Genomic DNA, 14,744 nt, shown 5'->3' with positions numbered 1-14,744 from the left:
CGCGGGTCAGTCCAGGGCCGCAACGACGGGCGCCACCTGCGACTGGCGGCCAAGCCGCTCGCCGACACGGCCCAGCGCGGTGGCCAACGCGGCCGGCGAATCGGCGCGCACTGTGGCGTGCCCCACCTTGCGGCCTTCGCGCGGCAGCTTGCCGTAGTCGTGCCAATGGCCGCCGGGTTCGCCGAGCAGCGCCAAGGCATCGGGCATTTGCCCGATCCAGTTGAGCATGCACGCGTGGCCGACCATGCGCGTGTCGCCGAGTGGCAGACCAAGCACGGCACGCAGGTGGTTCTGGAACTGGCTGGTCTCGCTGCCTTCGATCGTCCAATGGCCGGAGTTGTGCACCCGCGGCGCCAGCTCGTTGGCCAGCAGCTCGCCGTTGCGGCAGAACAGTTCAAGTGCGAACACGCCGACGTAGTCCAGCGCCTCGGCCAGCTTCCTGGCATGCGACGCGGCGAGCTCGGCCAATGCCGCATCGACCGTCGCCGGCGCCAGGCTGGCCGACAGCACGCCGTCGACGTGCCAGTTCTCGGTCAGCGGCCAGGTGCGGAACTCGCCATCGCGGCCCCGTACGGCGACTACCGACAACTCCCGTTCGAAGTGCACGAAGCCCTCGAGGATCAGGCCGACCTTGCCGGCCTGCGCACCCAGCGCGTCCCAGGCGGCGGCGGCATCGGCCGCAGTCCGGATGCGGAACTGCCCCTTGCCGTCGTAGCCCAGCCGGCGGGTCTTGAGGATGCACGGCGTGCCGATCGTGGCAATCGCCGCGTCGAGCTGGTTGCGGCTGTCGATCGCGGCGAACTCCGGCACCGGGATGCCGAGCTGGCGGAACAGGGTCTTTTCGGCAAGGCGGTCCTGGGCGGTCGCCAGCGCGCGCGGATTCGGAAACACCGGGACGTGGTCGGTCAGCCACTGCGCGGATTCGGACGGCACGTTCTCGAAATCGAAGGTGGCGACATCGACCTTCGATGCGAATTCGGCCAGCGCCTCCTGGTCGGTGTAGTCGCCGACCACCATCGGCGCGAACTGCCCGGCGCAGGCATCCGCGGCGGTGTCCATGACCAGGAAACGCAGGCCGAGCGGCGCGCCGGCGAGCGCCATCATGCGGGCCAGCTGCCCGCCTCCCAGGATGCCTACGGTGGTCATTGTCGGGGGTCGTCGTTGTTGGTGACGTCTTCGGTCTGGCGGGTGCGGAAGGCATCGAGCGCCGCGCCGATTGCGGGGTGGTCGTGCGCCAGCATCGCGGCGGCGAACAGGGCGGCATTGGCGGCGCCGGCATTGCCGATCGCGAACGTGCCAACCGGGATGCCGGCCGGCATCTGCACGATGGACAGCAACGAATCCATGCCGTTGAGCGCCTTGCTCTGCACGGGCACGCCGAGCACCGGGACGGCGGTCTTGGCGGCAATCATGCCCGGCAGATGGGCGGCGCCGCCGGCGCCGGCGATGATCGCGCGCAGACCACGGCCCGCGGCACTGGCCGCGTACGAGAACAGCACGTCGGGTGTTCGGTGCGCGGACACCACGCGCACTTCGTGCGGGACGCCAAGCGCCTCGAGCTTCGCGGCAGCGTGCTGCATCGTCTCCCAGTCGGAGCGCGAGCCCATCACGATGCCGACCAGCGGCGCGGTGCCGGTATCCGGCGGGGTGGCTGGTTGGGTCATGGCTCGCCCTTGCGGCAAAACGGTATTCTACCGGCCCGGCACGCCGACGCCACGCGCGGCGCGCCCAATCCGCCGGCGCCACGTCCACACGTCGCCCCTACGGCACCCCGGCAAGGGGCGGCACCGCCCCGCCGACACCGACGGTTCCCGGAGAACCCTGCCCCATGGATCGCAAACTGCTCGACCTGCTTGTCTGTCCCGCCACCCGCCAGCCGCTGGCTCTGCTCGACAGCCGCGGCCTGCAGGCGCTCAACGCCGCGATCGAAGCCGGCGGCGTGGTCCGTGGCGACGGCGGCGCGCAGACCGCCGCCGTTCGCGAGGCGCTGCTGACGCGCGATCGCAAGACCGTCTACCGCATCGACGACGGCATCCCGGTGCTGCTGGTCGAGGAAGGGATCGCCACGGCCCAGGTCGACGGCTTCCCGGCATGAGTGGCGCGGCGACGTTCGCACCGCCCTCCGCCGCACAGGTCGACGCCGACATCGCCCAGGCACTGGGCGAGGACCTCGGGAGCGGCGACGTGACCGCCGCGCTGTTGCCCGATGTCGCCGACAGCGCCTACCTGCTGTGCAAGGAAGACGCCGTGGTGTGCGGACGGCCGTGGTTCGATGCCTGCCATCGCGCGCTCGACCCCGACGTGTACATCGACTGGCATGTCGCCGAGGGCGACCGCGTGGTCGCCGGCACCGTGCTCGCGACCCTGCAGGGCCGTGCTCGCGCGCTGGTCAGCGCCGAGCGCACCTCGCTCAACTTCATGCAGACGCTGTCGGCCACCGCGACGGTCACCGCCGCCTATGTCGATGCCGTGCGTGGAACGGGCGCCAAGATCCTCGACACCCGCAAGACCATCCCCGGCCTGCGCCTGGCGCAGAAGTACGCGGTCCGCGTCGGCGGCGGCAACAATCACCGCATCGGCCTGTACGACACGGTGATGCTCAAGGAGAACCACATCCGCGCGGCGGGCTCGCTGACCGCCGCCGTGCACGCGGCGAAGTCGATGCACCCGGGCCTGCCGCTGGTGGTGGAGGTGGAGACGCTGGCGCAGCTGGAAGAGGCACTGGCGGTGGGTTGCGACCGAATCCTCATCGACGATTTCGATGCCCCGACGCGGCGCGAGGCCGTGCGCATCGCCGCGGCACACTCGGGCAAGCGAATTCCGCTGGAGGTATCGGGCGGGGTCGATCTGGCCGGCCTGCGCGCGATCGCCGAGGACGGCGTTGACTGCATCTCCATCGGCGCGCTGACCAAGCACGTGCGCGCGATCGACCTCTCGTTGAAGCTCGGTCCACCGCCGGCAGGCGGCTGAACCCGGCCGGTGCGATCAGCGCAACAGCGCGACCGCCACTGCCAGCGCGGCCACCGCCGCCAGCACGATCAACCCCAGCTGCAAGGCGGGCGAAACCTGCTTGGGCGCCTTCCAGCGCTCGCGGGGCGCGAGGCTGGCCAACGTGCCCGCGGCGGGTCCGGCGGCCGGTGCCGGCGCCCGGATGGGTGCGCGACGCGGCGGTGACGCGGAAGGCGGGACGGCCGGCGCGATCAGCCGGAAGCGCAAGTCACCGAAGCCGATGTCGTCGCCGGCGTGCGCCTCGAAGCGCGCGGCGCGACGACCGTTGAGATAACAACCGTGGATCGAGCCCAGGTCGACGACCTGCACGCCCAGTTCGGTCAGTTCCAGGCGCGCGTGGGTCCGCGAAACGCTGGGATCGTCGAGCTTGAAGTTGCATTCGGCAGACCGGCCGACGTTGAGCACGCCATGCAACGGGACGTTGCGACCGTCCACTGCCCCACCGAGCCCGCGCAGCACGTACCGCGGCAACACGGCCCGCACCGCGGTCACACCCGGGTCCTCGTTGGCTGGCGGCATCCACTTCGAAGGCAGTTCGATCTTTCCCACCGGCGCGACCAGTTCCATCGACGCGAGCAACGCCTGCACCTGGTCGAAGGCCACGGTATCGCCCGGACGAAGCCGGATCAGTCCGTCCACCACACGGCCGTTGACGGTGACCGCGCTACCGGGGCGCACGTCGAGCGTGACCCCCTGCTCGCTGACGTGCAGTTGGCAGTGCTGCGGCATCACGCCGGGACGTTCGATGACGATGTTGGCATCCGGATCGGAGCCAATCCGGCTGACGCCCTGGCCAAGCAGGACCTGGGGGTGCTCTCCCCCCGGAAAAACTAGCTTCATTGACGCGGGTCCCCCTGAAAAACCCCTGGCCCATGCTTGTCTGCGACGCCTTGCGTCACCACAGTACGAGCATGCCGACTTTACTTTTCCTGATGATCGCGGCCGCGACCGCGTTCGCATTCTGGAGCTCGGGCCGCGCTGCCGCGGAACGTGCTGAAACCCTTGGCCGTGACGCCTGCCGAGTGGCGGGTGTGCAATGGCTCGACCACAGCGTGCATGCCATCGGCCTGCGCGTTTGCCGCCATGAAAGCGGCTGGCTGGGCTGGGAGCGCACCTTCCGATTCGACTATTCGCTGGACGGGCAGGATCGCCACATCGGCCGCATGGTGCTGCGCGGCGATCGCCTGATGGCCTTCAGCGGACCGTTGCCGCCGACGCCGTCATCGCTCCTGTAACCCTGCCCGCACGACGCGGGCCGATCGCCTACTTCACGATCCGCAGATTCGGACCACGCCTGGGCGGCGGAGCCGGGCCATCGTCATCGCCACTGGCGTCCTCGGCGTGGCCTTCGGCCGAGGGCGCGGGTTGGTCGGGAACCGGCGCGAGCACCGGTCCCGGTCCGTCGCGTCGAACGGTCGGCGGCGTGGCGTCGAAATCGTCTTCGCCGATTTCGGTGGCCTCGGCCGCATCACCGGCCAGCCCATCGTCGGGAAGGGCCATGCCCTGCCCGGTCTCGCGCGAATAGATCGCCAGCACCGCGCCCACGGGCACCGAGATCGCGTGGCTGACGCCACCGAAACGGGCGCTGAAACGGATCAGGTCGTTGTCCATCTGCAGGCGCGACACCGCGCGCTCGGCCACGTTGAGCACGATGCGCCCATCGTTGACGGCGTGCGCCGGAACCTGCACGCCGGGACGCGTCGCGTCGACCAGCAGGTGCGGGGTCATGCCGTTGTCGGCGATCCATTCGTACAGCGCCCGCAGCAGGTACGGGCGGTGACTGGTCATCGTGTTGCTGTCTTCACTCATGCCGGCATTTTAGCCTGCCGCAGCGGTCGGCCGCGCCTGTGTCGCAAAGGTCGCGGCCGGCTACCCAAACCGGCTGGAGAACGGTGGCACCCGCTGCATCGGCGTGCCACCGCGGCCACGCCGGTCAGGTGGGCATGTCGCGAAGGCGACGCTCCTGGTCGGTCAGGCTGCGGGTGAACCCGGGATTGCGGAAAATCCGGTTGCCGTAGTCCTCGATCGCCTTGCCGTCCTTGGGAAGCGGCACGCCAAGTGCGTCAAGGCGCCAGATGATCGGGGCCATCGCGCAATCGGCCAGGCTCATCTCGGGGTTGAGGAAGAACTTGAACGCCTTGAACAGCGGCACCGAGGCGGTCAGCAGTTCCTTCAGGCGCTTGCGTCCGGCTTCGGCCTGGGTCTTGTTGCCCAGCTGGATCGCCTGCACCTGCGGCACCCAATCGTGCTCCAGACGCAGCGTTGCCAGGCGCAGGCGCGCCCGCGAAAGCGGGTCGACCGGCATCAACGGAGGATGCGGGTAGCGTTCGTCGAGGTATTCGCTGACCACGCTGGCCGCGTACAGCACCAGGTCGCGCTCGACCAGGGTCGGCACCGAGTGGTACGGATTGAGGTCGACCAGGTCTTCGGGCGGGTTCTGCGGATCGACCGGAATCAGGTCGTAGGTAACGCCCTTGGCCGCGAGCACCAGGCGCACGCGATGGCACAACACGCAGTCTGTCGAGGAAAACAGGGTAAGGGCATTACGCATACGTGGACTCGCCGCCATCGTCGACCTCTCTGGCGACCGCTTTCCGCCGGTCGCAAGACGCCGCCCACCCGTTGCGGGCGGTCGTCACGGCCTCGAGTCTCGCACCGTCCAGCCTGTGCTTGGAAGAGCCCGCGTCGAAACGCGGGCTCTTTACACCGGAGCGGCCTTGCCCCTTTTAGTGTTCGACGTCTCGCCAGTACTCGGTCTTGAGCAGATAGGCGAGGAAGGTGAACATCGCTAGGAACAGCACCACCCACACGCCAAGGGTCTGACGCTTCAGGGCAGCCGGCTCACCGGCGTACTCGAGGAATGCGGTGATGTCGCGGGTGGCCTGGTCGAAGGCTTTCGCGTCCAGCTTGCCCGGCTGGCTGATCTTCAGCCCGTGCACGGGACGGTCGCCGGTCTTCGCGTCGGGCTCGCCGTACTCGGCGTGCTGCAGTCCCTGCAGCTCCCACAGCGGGTTGGGCATCGAAGCGTTCGGAAACAGCTGGTTGTTCCAGCCCAGCGGACGCGACTCGTCCAGGTAGAACGACTTCAGGTAGGTGTAGACCCAGTCGCTGCCACGCACGCGCGAAATGATGCTCAGGTCGGGCGGCATCTTGCCGAACCACTTGTCGGCGTGCGCGGGCGTCAGGCTGACGCCGATCTGCTCACCGAACTTGGCGCCGGTGAAGTTGAGGTTCTTCATCACCTCGTCTTCGGTCAGCCCCAGGTCCTCGGCCATGCGCGAGTAACGCAGGTACTTGAGCGAGTGGCAGCCCGAGCAGTAGTTCATGTACAGCTGGGCGCCACGCTGCAGCGACGCACGGTCACCCAGGTCGGTGCCCGACTGCTGCAGGTTGCCGCCACCGGACGCGAACGCCGAGGCGGAAACCAGGAGGCCAACGGCGAAGGTGGCGAGCTTCTTCACGATGTTCTTCTTCTGGAAGGGCTGGCTGCCGGAAAAATTGGAATCAGTCATGCATCGTCACCCGTTCCGGCACCGGCTTGGTCTTGTCGAACTTGGTCCACAGCGGCATGGTGATGAAGAAGACGAAGTACAGGAACGTCAGCACGCGACCAATGTCGGTCTCGACCGGATCGGTACCCGGACCGGCGCCGATCTTGCCCAGCCACACGAAGCAGATCGCCAGGACTGCCAGCGCCAGCTTCGAGATCCAGCCGCGGTAGCGGTAGGACTTGACCTTGGCACGATCGAGCCACGGCACCAGGAACAGCACCGCGATCGCTGCGAACATCACGATCACACCGCTGAGCTTGTGCGGCACCACGCGCAACATCGCGTAGTACGGCGTGTAGTACCAGACCGGCTTGATGTGTTCCGGCGTCACCAGGCGGTTGGCCTCGGTGAAGTTGTCGTGCTCAAGGAACCAGCCACCGAACGCGGGCGCGAAGAAGATGATGAACGCCGCGATGGTCAGGAAGAAACCGACGCCGAACAGATCCTTGACCGTGTAGTACGGATGGAACGGGATGCCGTCGGCCGGCTTGTTCTTGTCCCAGCGATTGCCCTTCGGGCCGTACTTGATCTCGACGCCGTCGGGGTTGTTGGAACCCACCTCATGCAGCGCGCCCAGGTGCAGCACCACCAGCAGCAACAGCACCAGCGGCAGCGCGATGACGTGCAGCGCGAAGAAGCGGTTGAGCGTGGCGTCGCCGGGCAGGTAGTCGCCCATGATCCACTCGGTCAGGCCGTTGCCGATGTACGGGATGGCGCCGAACAGCGAGATGATGACCTTGGCGCCCCAGAACGACATCTGGCCCCACGGCAGCACGTAGCCCATGAAGGCTTCGGCCATCAGCACGAGGTAGATCAGCATGCCCAGGATCCACACCAGCTCGCGCGGCTTCTGGTACGAGCCGTACAGCAGGCCGCGGAACATGTGCAGGTAGACGACGATGAAGAACAGCGATGCACCGGTGGAGTGCATGTAGCGGATCAGCCAGCCCCACTCCACGTCGCGCATGATGTATTCGACCGACGAGAACGCTTCCGCCGCGGACGGCTTGAAGTGCATCGTCAGGAAGATGCCGGTGACGATCTGGTTGACCAGCACCAGCATCGCCAGCGAGCCGAAGTAGTACCAGAGGTTGAAGTTCTTCGGCGCGTAGTACTCGGTCATGTGCTTGCGATACGCCGGCATCATGCCCGGCGTGCGCGCGTTGACCCAATCCATCACACCGTTGGCGGTGCGGGTGAAGATGTTCGACATGGCTTATGCCACTCCCTTCGGGTCGACACCGATCACGATCGTGTTGTCGTCCTGGTAGTAATGCGGCGGTACGACCAGGTTGGTCGGCGCCGGCACGCCCTGGAACACGCGTCCGGCCATGTCGAAACGCGACTTGTGGCAGGGGCAGAAGTAGCCACCCTTCCACTCCGGATCGAACGGCTCGGGGCGGATCTCGGCCTTCATTTCCGGCGAGCAGCCCAGGTGCGTGCACAGACCGACCAGCACCGAGATCTCGGGTTTGATCGAGCGCAGCTCCGGGCTGGCCTGCTTCACGTAGCCCGGTTGCTGGTCGGCGTTGTCCGACTTCGGGTCGCGCAGGTGCACGTCCAGGGTCGGCAACGCCTCGAGGATCGCCTTGGAGCGCTTGACGATCCAGATCGGCTGACCACGCCACTCCTGGACCAGACGCTGGCCTTCCTGCAGGGCACTGATGTCGACAGTCACCGGCGCACCGGCGAGCTTCGCCTTTGCGCTGGGGTTCCACGACTTGATGAACGGTACCGCCACGAAACCGGCCCCAACCGCACCGACCACAGCAGTGGTCGCGGTCAGGAACCGACGGCGGCCCGTATTGATAGGATCATTGACCCCTTGGTTGGCCATCCGGCACTCCGTAAAGCTTGAATAACGAAGTTTCGCCGCGCCGCCAACGCCACTGGCGACGGCTCGCGGCTCAAAAGACGGGGAAGTGTAACGGAACGGTTAACGAACCGACAATCCGCCACGTCGTAGAACTGAGGGATCGAGCTGGATCAAGGCCTCCAGGAGGCCCGATTGCTGCCCGGGTCGCGTCAACGCGCGACGGTTGCGCCGCGGTAGCGCTCGGCCAGCTGTGCCACGCGGACCACGTAACGCTGGGTCTCGTTGTAGGGCGGCACGCCCTTGTACTTGTCGACGGCACCCTCGCCCGCGTTGTAGCCGGCGGCAGCAAGGGTGAGATTGCCGTTGAACCGACGAAGCAGCCAACCCAGATACTGCACGCCACCGCGGATGTTCTGCCCTGGGTCGAACGCGTTGCCCACGCCGAACCGACGCGCGGTGGCGGGCATCAGCTGCATCAGGCCTTGCGCGCCCACGCGGGATAGCGCATTGGGGTTGTAGGCCGATTCGGCGTGGATGATGGCGCGCACGATCGATTCCTCGACCCCGAACTCGCGCGCCGCCGAGCTGATTTCGGCCTGGAACGCGGCGGTGTTGAGCCGCACGTTGCCGAAGTTCACGCCCGGATTGACGCCGCAGGCGTAGCACGTCTCCATGAAGCTGTATCGGATGGTGCGGACTGCACTGGCGTTGGCCACGCCGCGCGGCGGCGCGCTGGTGTAGTGGCGCACGCCATCCTTGATATACGAGTAGACCTGTCCCTGCACCAGCCGGGGCCCACGGGAGGCGACGGTCACCGGTACCGGCGCCGGTGCGGCGGGAGCCGCCACTGCGACCGTCGGCGCCGAACCCGCCGGAGCGGAGGCCGGGGTGAAGAAGGTGGCCGGTGCGCCGGAATGGATCGAGGCGGGCGAGCCGGCAACGGTGTTGGCGGGTGCCGCGCTACCGGCCGCGGCCGGCGCCGCCTGGACGGATGGCTGGCGGCTGGAGGTATAGGAACTGGCGACCGTGCACTTGGCGCCCGGGACACGCTTGCTGACATAGCTGCGGCCGCCATCGGCGGTGTCGCAACGATAGATGGTGCCAGCCATTGCCGGCGCGCTGGCCAGCAAGCAGACCCCCAACAAAAGTGTGTGTCCCCTCCCCATGACGGCGAGTGTGTCCTCTTCGACGGCCAATGCCAAGTTCTTGATTCGGAAACGAGACGCGCGCCCATTTTCGGCCCCGACCGACGGTTGCCGGTACACTGCGCCCCCTTCCGGCGCGGACTACCCACCGCCCTTCCCGGACAAGATCATGACCGACACGCTCGCCCCGCCCTCGCCTCCCGCCTTTGCGCCCGCCACCGGCACGCCGCGCGGAAAGCTGTTCATCGAAACCCACGGTTGCCAGATGAACGAGTACGACTCGGCCAAGATGGCCGACGTGCTGGCGGCCTCCGACGGCCTGGAACTGACCACGAACGTCGAAGAAGCCGACGTGATCCTGGTCAATACCTGCTCGATTCGCGAAAAAGCCCAGGAAAAGGTGTTCAGCCAGCTTGGCCGATGGAAGGCGCTCAAGCAGGGCGACCGGCCGGTGCTGATCGGGGTCGGGGGTTGCGTGGCCAGCCAGGAGGGCGAGGCCATCGTCAAGCGGGCGCCCCACGTGGACCTGGTGTTCGGCCCACAGACCCTGCATCGCCTGCCCGAGCTGATCGCCGCCAAGCGCGCAACCGGCAAGCCGCAGGTCGACATCAGCTTCCCCGAGATCGAGAAGTTCGACCGCCTGCCCGAGCCGCGGGCCGATGGCCCGACCGCGTTCGTGTCGATCATGGAAGGCTGCAGCAAGTACTGCAGCTTCTGCGTGGTGCCGTACACGCGTGGCGAGGAAGTCAGCCGGCCGTTCGAGGACGTGCTGGTGGAGGTTGCCCAACTGGCTGCCCAGGGCGTGCGCGAGGTCAACCTGCTGGGTCAGAACGTCAACGCCTACCGCGGCCCGATGGCCGCCGAGGACGGTGGCCAGGCCGAGGTCGCCGACCTGGGCTTGTTGATCCGCACCATCGCGCAGATCGACGGCGTCGACCGCATCCGTTTCACCACCTCGCACCCGCTGGAGTTCTCCGACTCGCTGGTCGAGGCCTACCGCGACGTGCCGGAGCTGGCCAATTACCTGCACCTGCCCGTGCAGGCCGGCAGCGACCGCGTGCTTTCGGCGATGAAGCGCGGCTACACCGCGCTGGAGTTCAAGCAGAAGATCCGCAAGCTGCGTGCGGTGCGCCCGGACATCTCCATCAGTTCGGACTTCATCGTCGGCTTCCCGGGTGAAACCGACGCGGACTTCGAGAAGACCATGAAGCTGATCGAGGACGTCGGTTTCGACCAGTCGTTCTCCTTCATCTACTCGCGCCGCCCCGGTACGCCGGCCGCGGACATCGAGGACACCGTCACCAGCGAAGAGAAGCACGCGCGCCTGTCGCGCCTGCAGGCGGCCATCAACGCCAAGTCGCGCGAGATCAGCCAGTCGATGGTCGGCAGCGTCCAGCGCGTGCTGGTCGAGGGGCATTCCCGCCGCGATGCGGCCGAACTGACCGGCCGAACGGAGAACATGCGCTCGGTCAACTTCGCCGGCCACCCGCGCCTGATCGGCCGGTTCGTCGACGTGGCCATTACCGACGCGATGAGCAACTCGCTGCGCGGGCGCGTCGTGCTGCCCGACGGCGACGACGCACCAGCCACGCCGTGAACGCGCTGCAGATCCGCCAGATCGACGCTGGCGAATTTCCGCGCGCCTGGCCGATCTTCCGGGACGTGATCGCCGGCGGCGACACCTACAGCTATCCGCCCGACCTGTCCCCGGAGCAGGCCCAGGCGATGTGGACCGATCCGCCCAGCCGCTGCTTCGTCGCCGAGCGCGACGGCGAGGTCCTGGGCCTGTACATGCTGCGGCCGAACCACCCGCGCGGGCTGGGCGATCACGTCGCCAACGCCGGCTACATGGTGTCGCCGGCCGCGCGCGGGCAAGGCGTCGCCTCGGCGATGTGCGAGCACTCGTTGCAACAAGCACGCGAGGCGGGTTTCGTCGCCATGCAATACAACTATGTGGTCAGCAGCAACGAGGCCGCGGTCCGTCTGTGGCAACGCCACGGCTTCGCGATCGTTGGACGTGTGCCGGGCGCGTTCCGTCATGCGGTGCACGGCCCGACCGATGTCCTGGTGATGCACCGCGCGCTGTAGTCACCGCGCGTCGCACGCGCGGCGCCCGCTCAATCCAGACGCTTGCGGAACCGGCTGATCGCCAGCGTCATCATCACCACGGTGAAGGCGGCCAGCGCCAGCACGTCGGGCCACAGCTCCCACAGGCTCGCGCCGCGCAGCATCACGCCGCGGATGATGCGCAGGAAATGCGTCAGCGGCAGCACCTCGGCGATCCACTGCACGACCCGCGGCATGCCGTCGAAGGGAAACATGAATCCCGACAGCAGGATCGACGGCAGGAACACGAAGAACGTCATCTGCATCGCCTGGAACTGCGACTGCGCACGCGTCGAGATCAGCAGGCCCAGCGCGAGGTTGGCCAGGATCAGCAGGCCCGCGGCCACGTACACATCGAACATGCTGCCGCGCACCGGGACGGCGAACAGCGACAGCCCCAGTGCCAGCACCGCAGTGGTCTGCACCAGGCCGATCGCGATGTAGGGCAGCACCTTGCCCACCATCAGCTCGGCGCGGCTCAACGGCGTGGCAATCAGCAGCTCCATGTTGCCGCGCTCGCGCTCGCGCACGATCGCCACGCCCGTGAACAGCACCATCGTCATCGTCAGGATCACGCCGACCAGGCCCGGCACGATGCTGACCGCCGAGCGACGCTCCGGGTTGTAGAAACTCACCACGCTGATCGACGGTGACGCCCGGCGCAGGTTGCCGGTGCCGTCGAGCGGCATCTGCGCGAGCTGCGCGGCCGCGCCCTGCACCGCCGGATCGCTGCCGTCGACCATCACCTGCAGCGCTTCGCGGCCGTCGATGCGACGCCGCTCGAAGTCGGCCGGCACGTGGATGCCGACGCGGATCTCGCCGCGGCGGATCAATGTCATGAGTTCCTGGGGCGTGTCGGCCGTTGCCACCGGCTTGATCACGCCGGTGGCGATCATGTCCATCACCACCGCGCGCGAGCCGGCCGTGCCGGCCTCATCGACGATGCCGGCCGACAGGCCCCGCACGTTGGTGTTGATCGCAAACCCGAACAGCACCAGTTGCATCACCGGGATACCGAGGATCATTCCCAGCGTCACGCGGTCTCGCCGCAGCTGGCGCAACTCCTTGAGCACCACCGCCCACAACCGGCGCAGTTTCATCGCCCTTCCTCCGCGTCCAGGCCGCGCTTGCCGGTGGCCGCCACGAACACATCCTCCAGGCTCGGATCGACGGGTTCGACCTCGCCCTGCAGCGAGGCCGCGCGCAAGGCGTCGCGCACGCGACCGACGGCGTCGCCGTTTTCGCTGGTAAGCACGCGCAGGGTGTTGCCGATCTGCGCCACGCTGAGCACCCCGGCCACTGCCAGCAAGGCCTGCTGCGCCCGTCGCGGCTGCTGCGCGTGCACCGCCAGCGTGCGCCCGGCGAGCGCGCCGGTGAGTTCGCCCGGCGTGCCGTCGGCCACCAGGCGGCCCTGGTCGAGGATGGCCAGGCGATGGCAGCGCTCGGCTTCGTCCATGTAGTGCGTCGACACCAGGATGGTGGTGCCGGCATCGGCCAGTTCGAACAGGTTCTCCCAGAAGTCGCGCCGCGATTCGGGATCGACCGCGCTGGTGGGCTCGTCCAGGAACAGCAGCTCGGGCTCGTGGATCACCGCCGCCGCCAGCGCTAGGCGTTGCTTCTGGCCGCCACTCATGGTGCCGGCGAGTTGCTTCTGGCGATCGACGAAGTCGTATTGCTGGATCAACGCGTCGATGCGCTGCCGCGCGCGCGCCTTCGGAATGTCCTGGACGGCGGCGAGGAATTCCAGGTTCTCGCGCACGCTGAGGTCCTCGAACAACGAAAACTTCTGCGTCATGTAGCCAATGCGCCGACGCAGTTCCTCGGCCTGTTCGGGGATGCGCAGGCCCAGCACTTCGATTGTCCCGGCGCTGGGCGTCAGCAGGCCGCACAGCATGCGGATGGTGGTGGACTTGCCCGAACCGTTCGGGCCGAGGAAGCCGTACACGTTGGCCTTGGGCACGGCCAGGTCGATGCGGTCGACGGCCTGCAGCGCACCGAACCGCTTGCTCAGGCCGTGCGCCTGGATCGCCAGTCCGGCGGCGACGGGCGCGGCATCGGCGACGCGCTCGGCGGGAGGCATCACGCGCCACCCGCCTGTGCGCCGGCCAACCGTCGGGACACCGCGGCATCGCGCCGGCACATCACTCGAACTCCACCCGCACCGGCAGGCCGGCGGGCAACTGCTCGGCGTCCTTGCCGGTCAGTTCGACCTCGGCCAGGTAACTCAGGCGCGCGGCGTCCTTGCCGATCAGTGCGTAGTACGGCGTGAAGCCGGCCTCGTTGCGGATCATGCGCACGCGCCCGATCAGCGGGCCGTCCCGGCCATCGAGATACACGCGCGCCGCCTGCCCGACGCGCACGTTGGCGCGGATCGGTTCGGGCACGTAGACGCGCGCATACGGAGCGGCGCCGACCAGCAGGATCGCCAGCGGCGCGCCGACCGGCGCCTGGTCGCCGAGCTTGAACGGCAGGCTGTCGATGCGGCCCGCCCGTGGCGCGACCACGCTGAGCTTGGCCAGCGTCTCCTGCTGTACCCGCGCCTGCGCATCGGCAGCCCGCACGGCCGACTCGCCCTGGGCGAGTTGTTCGCGACGCGTGCCGTGCCGCAGCTCGGAAAGTGCTGCCTGTGCCTGCCGCGACTGCGCGTCGGCGCTGTCAGCTGCGGCACGCGCGCGATCGACGTCGGCGGCGGCCACCAGCTGGCGCGCACCGAGCGGACGCAATCGGTCGTAGTACGCGCGTGCGTCGCGCGCCTGTGCCTGAGCGGCGGCCAGCTGGGCCTGGACCTGGGCGATGTCCTCGTCCCGTGGGCCGGCCTCCAGCTCGTCCAGCACCTCGCGCTGGCGCTGCGCCTGTGCCTGCGCCGCGTCGTTGGCCGAGCGTGTCCGCACGGCTTCCAGGTTCAACAGCGTCTGCCCCTGGCGGACCTGCTCGCCCTCGCGCACCGCGATCGCGACGATGCGCTCGGCCGCGGGCGCCGGCAGCGAGATGCGGTCGTACTCGAGCGTTCCCAGCGCCTGGCGTGGCTCGTCCCTGCACGCGGTGAGCGTGGTGGCGACAAGCAAGGCGACCAGCAGCGCGCGGCACCGTGGCGCCGCTGGGCCGTGGCGGCTAGCC

General features: G+C 68.2%; 17 protein-coding genes. 5 read left to right on the top strand and 12 right to left on the bottom strand.

Annotation, left to right across the window (positions count from 1 at the left end):
• Window positions 1–6: 6 nt before the first annotated feature.
• Together EER27_RS01645 and purE are read right to left on the bottom strand one after the other, a co-directional pair.
• Complete coding sequence (locus tag EER27_RS01645) at window positions 7–1,146, bottom strand: 5-(carboxyamino)imidazole ribonucleotide synthase (RefSeq protein ID WP_123086279.1); 1,140 nt, start codon at window positions 1,144–1,146, stop codon at window positions 7–9.
• Window positions 1,143–1,664, bottom strand: coding sequence for a 5-(carboxyamino)imidazole ribonucleotide mutase (gene purE, locus EER27_RS01640; RefSeq protein ID WP_123086278.1), 522 nt, complete (start codon window positions 1,662–1,664; stop codon window positions 1,143–1,145). Before purE ends, EER27_RS01645 begins: the two co-directional genes overlap by 4 nt.
• Window positions 1,665–1,828: 164 nt before the next feature.
• Here purE and EER27_RS01635 point away from each other — a divergent pair, with 164 nt between their 5' ends.
• Together EER27_RS01635 and nadC are read left to right on the top strand one after the other, a co-directional pair.
• Window positions 1,829–2,095 (top strand): Trm112 family protein, encoded by a 267-nt coding sequence (locus tag EER27_RS01635; protein ID WP_123086277.1) that lies wholly within the window; start codon window positions 1,829–1,831, stop codon window positions 2,093–2,095.
• The gene (gene nadC / locus EER27_RS01630; RefSeq protein ID WP_123086276.1) at window positions 2,092–2,970 is read left to right on the top strand and encodes a carboxylating nicotinate-nucleotide diphosphorylase; all 879 of its coding nucleotides are present in this window, start codon (window positions 2,092–2,094) and stop codon (window positions 2,968–2,970) included. The genes EER27_RS01635 and nadC overlap by 4 nt, the downstream gene beginning before the upstream one ends.
• Before the next feature lie 15 nt (window positions 2,971–2,985).
• On the opposite strand, the gene EER27_RS01625 is transcribed toward nadC, so the two are convergent.
• The gene (locus tag EER27_RS01625; protein WP_190285590.1) at window positions 2,986–3,849 is read right to left on the bottom strand and encodes an FHA domain-containing protein; all 864 of its coding nucleotides are present in this window, start codon (window positions 3,847–3,849) and stop codon (window positions 2,986–2,988) included.
• Window positions 3,850–3,920: 71 nt separating this feature from the next.
• Between EER27_RS01625 and EER27_RS01620 the strand changes: the two genes are divergently transcribed.
• On the top strand, window positions 3,921–4,244 hold the full coding sequence (locus EER27_RS01620) for a DUF3301 domain-containing protein (protein ID WP_123086655.1): 324 nt from the start codon (window positions 3,921–3,923) through the stop codon (window positions 4,242–4,244).
• Window positions 4,245–4,272: 28 nt separating this feature from the next.
• Here the strand turns inward: EER27_RS01620 and EER27_RS01615 are convergent, their stop codons facing one another.
• The 6 genes from EER27_RS01615 to EER27_RS01590 all read right to left on the bottom strand — a co-directional run bounded on the left by EER27_RS01615 (window position 4,273) and on the right by EER27_RS01590 (window position 9,542).
• Entirely contained in the window at window positions 4,273–4,818 is a 546-nt protein-coding gene (locus tag EER27_RS01615; RefSeq protein ID WP_123086274.1) for a ClpXP protease specificity-enhancing factor, read from the bottom strand.
• Between the two features lie 124 nt (window positions 4,819–4,942).
• Window positions 4,943–5,578: a glutathione S-transferase N-terminal domain-containing protein gene (locus EER27_RS01610; RefSeq protein ID WP_123086273.1), complete on the bottom strand. Its 636-nt coding sequence runs from the start codon at window positions 5,576–5,578 to the stop codon at window positions 4,943–4,945.
• Window positions 5,579–5,735: 157 nt separating this feature from the next.
• Window positions 5,736–6,521 (bottom strand): cytochrome c1, encoded by a 786-nt coding sequence (locus EER27_RS01605; protein ID WP_123086272.1) that lies wholly within the window; start codon window positions 6,519–6,521, stop codon window positions 5,736–5,738.
• The gene (locus EER27_RS01600; protein ID WP_123086271.1) at window positions 6,514–7,773 is read right to left on the bottom strand and encodes a cytochrome b; all 1,260 of its coding nucleotides are present in this window, start codon (window positions 7,771–7,773) and stop codon (window positions 6,514–6,516) included. Before EER27_RS01600 ends, EER27_RS01605 begins: the two co-directional genes overlap by 8 nt.
• A gap of 3 nt (window positions 7,774–7,776) precedes the next feature.
• Complete coding sequence (petA, locus tag EER27_RS01595) at window positions 7,777–8,397, bottom strand: ubiquinol-cytochrome c reductase iron-sulfur subunit (protein WP_123086270.1); 621 nt, start codon at window positions 8,395–8,397, stop codon at window positions 7,777–7,779.
• A gap of 188 nt (window positions 8,398–8,585) precedes the next feature.
• Window positions 8,586–9,542 (bottom strand): lytic transglycosylase domain-containing protein, encoded by a 957-nt coding sequence (locus tag EER27_RS01590; RefSeq protein ID WP_123086654.1) that lies wholly within the window; start codon window positions 9,540–9,542, stop codon window positions 8,586–8,588.
• 148 nt (window positions 9,543–9,690) lie between these two features.
• Here EER27_RS01590 and miaB point away from each other — a divergent pair, with 148 nt between their 5' ends.
• On the top strand, window positions 9,691–11,118 hold the full coding sequence (miaB, locus tag EER27_RS01585; RefSeq protein WP_123086269.1) for a tRNA (N6-isopentenyl adenosine(37)-C2)-methylthiotransferase MiaB: 1,428 nt from the start codon (window positions 9,691–9,693) through the stop codon (window positions 11,116–11,118).
• Window positions 11,115–11,609: a GNAT family N-acetyltransferase gene (locus EER27_RS01580; RefSeq protein ID WP_223807119.1), complete on the top strand. Its 495-nt coding sequence runs from the start codon at window positions 11,115–11,117 to the stop codon at window positions 11,607–11,609. The genes miaB and EER27_RS01580 overlap by 4 nt, the downstream gene beginning before the upstream one ends.
• 29 nt (window positions 11,610–11,638) lie before the next feature.
• Here the strand turns inward: EER27_RS01580 and EER27_RS01575 are convergent, their stop codons facing one another.
• The 3 genes from EER27_RS01575 to EER27_RS01565 form a co-directional block, all read right to left on the bottom strand.
• The gene (locus EER27_RS01575; RefSeq protein WP_123086268.1) at window positions 11,639–12,727 is read right to left on the bottom strand and encodes an ABC transporter permease; all 1,089 of its coding nucleotides are present in this window, start codon (window positions 12,725–12,727) and stop codon (window positions 11,639–11,641) included.
• Window positions 12,724–13,653, bottom strand: coding sequence for an ABC transporter ATP-binding protein (locus tag EER27_RS01570; protein ID WP_123086652.1), 930 nt, complete (start codon window positions 13,651–13,653; stop codon window positions 12,724–12,726). The genes EER27_RS01575 and EER27_RS01570 overlap by 4 nt, the downstream gene beginning before the upstream one ends.
• Before the next feature lie 115 nt (window positions 13,654–13,768).
• Window positions 13,769–14,692 (bottom strand): HlyD family secretion protein, encoded by a 924-nt coding sequence (locus EER27_RS01565; RefSeq protein ID WP_223807118.1) that lies wholly within the window; start codon window positions 14,690–14,692, stop codon window positions 13,769–13,771.
• Window positions 14,693–14,744: the final 52 nt, after the last annotated feature.

Source organism: Montanilutibacter psychrotolerans (assembly GCF_003719825.1).
In the GTDB taxonomy this organism is placed as follows: Bacteria; Pseudomonadota; Gammaproteobacteria; order Xanthomonadales; family Xanthomonadaceae; genus Montanilutibacter; species Montanilutibacter psychrotolerans.
Note: the sequence above shows the minus strand (reverse complement) of the source record. Positions and strands in the feature narration are given on the sequence as shown.

What these genes read in the sequence shown, in the direction of transcription:
- EER27_RS01590 (WP_123086654.1), bottom strand. Translation starts at nt 9,542, where the DNA reads ATGGGGAGGGGACACACACTTTTGTTGGGGGTCTGCTTGCTGGCCAGC.
- nadC (WP_123086276.1), top strand. Translation starts at nt 2,092, where the DNA reads ATGAGTGGCGCGGCGACGTTCGCACCGCCCTCCGCCGCACAGGTCGAC.
- EER27_RS01620 (WP_123086655.1), top strand. Translation starts at nt 3,921, where the DNA reads ATGCCGACTTTACTTTTCCTGATGATCGCGGCCGCGACCGCGTTCGCA.
- petA (WP_123086270.1), bottom strand. Translation starts at nt 8,397, where the DNA reads ATGGCCAACCAAGGGGTCAATGATCCTATCAATACGGGCCGCCGTCGG.
- EER27_RS01610 (WP_123086273.1), bottom strand. Translation starts at nt 5,578, where the DNA reads ATGGCGGCGAGTCCACGTATGCGTAATGCCCTTACCCTGTTTTCCTCG.
- EER27_RS01645 (WP_123086279.1), bottom strand. Translation starts at nt 1,146, where the DNA reads ATGACCACCGTAGGCATCCTGGGAGGCGGGCAGCTGGCCCGCATGATG.
- purE (WP_123086278.1), bottom strand. Translation starts at nt 1,664, where the DNA reads ATGACCCAACCAGCCACCCCGCCGGATACCGGCACCGCGCCGCTGGTC.
- EER27_RS01635 (WP_123086277.1), top strand. Translation starts at nt 1,829, where the DNA reads ATGGATCGCAAACTGCTCGACCTGCTTGTCTGTCCCGCCACCCGCCAG.
- EER27_RS01615 (WP_123086274.1), bottom strand. Translation starts at nt 4,818, where the DNA reads ATGAGTGAAGACAGCAACACGATGACCAGTCACCGCCCGTACCTGCTG.
- miaB (WP_123086269.1), top strand. Translation starts at nt 9,691, where the DNA reads ATGACCGACACGCTCGCCCCGCCCTCGCCTCCCGCCTTTGCGCCCGCC.
- EER27_RS01575 (WP_123086268.1), bottom strand. Translation starts at nt 12,727, where the DNA reads ATGAAACTGCGCCGGTTGTGGGCGGTGGTGCTCAAGGAGTTGCGCCAG.
- EER27_RS01600 (WP_123086271.1), bottom strand. Translation starts at nt 7,773, where the DNA reads ATGTCGAACATCTTCACCCGCACCGCCAACGGTGTGATGGATTGGGTC.
- EER27_RS01605 (WP_123086272.1), bottom strand. Translation starts at nt 6,521, where the DNA reads ATGACTGATTCCAATTTTTCCGGCAGCCAGCCCTTCCAGAAGAAGAAC.
- EER27_RS01625 (WP_190285590.1), bottom strand. Translation starts at nt 3,849, where the DNA reads ATGAAGCTAGTTTTTCCGGGGGGAGAGCACCCCCAGGTCCTGCTTGGC.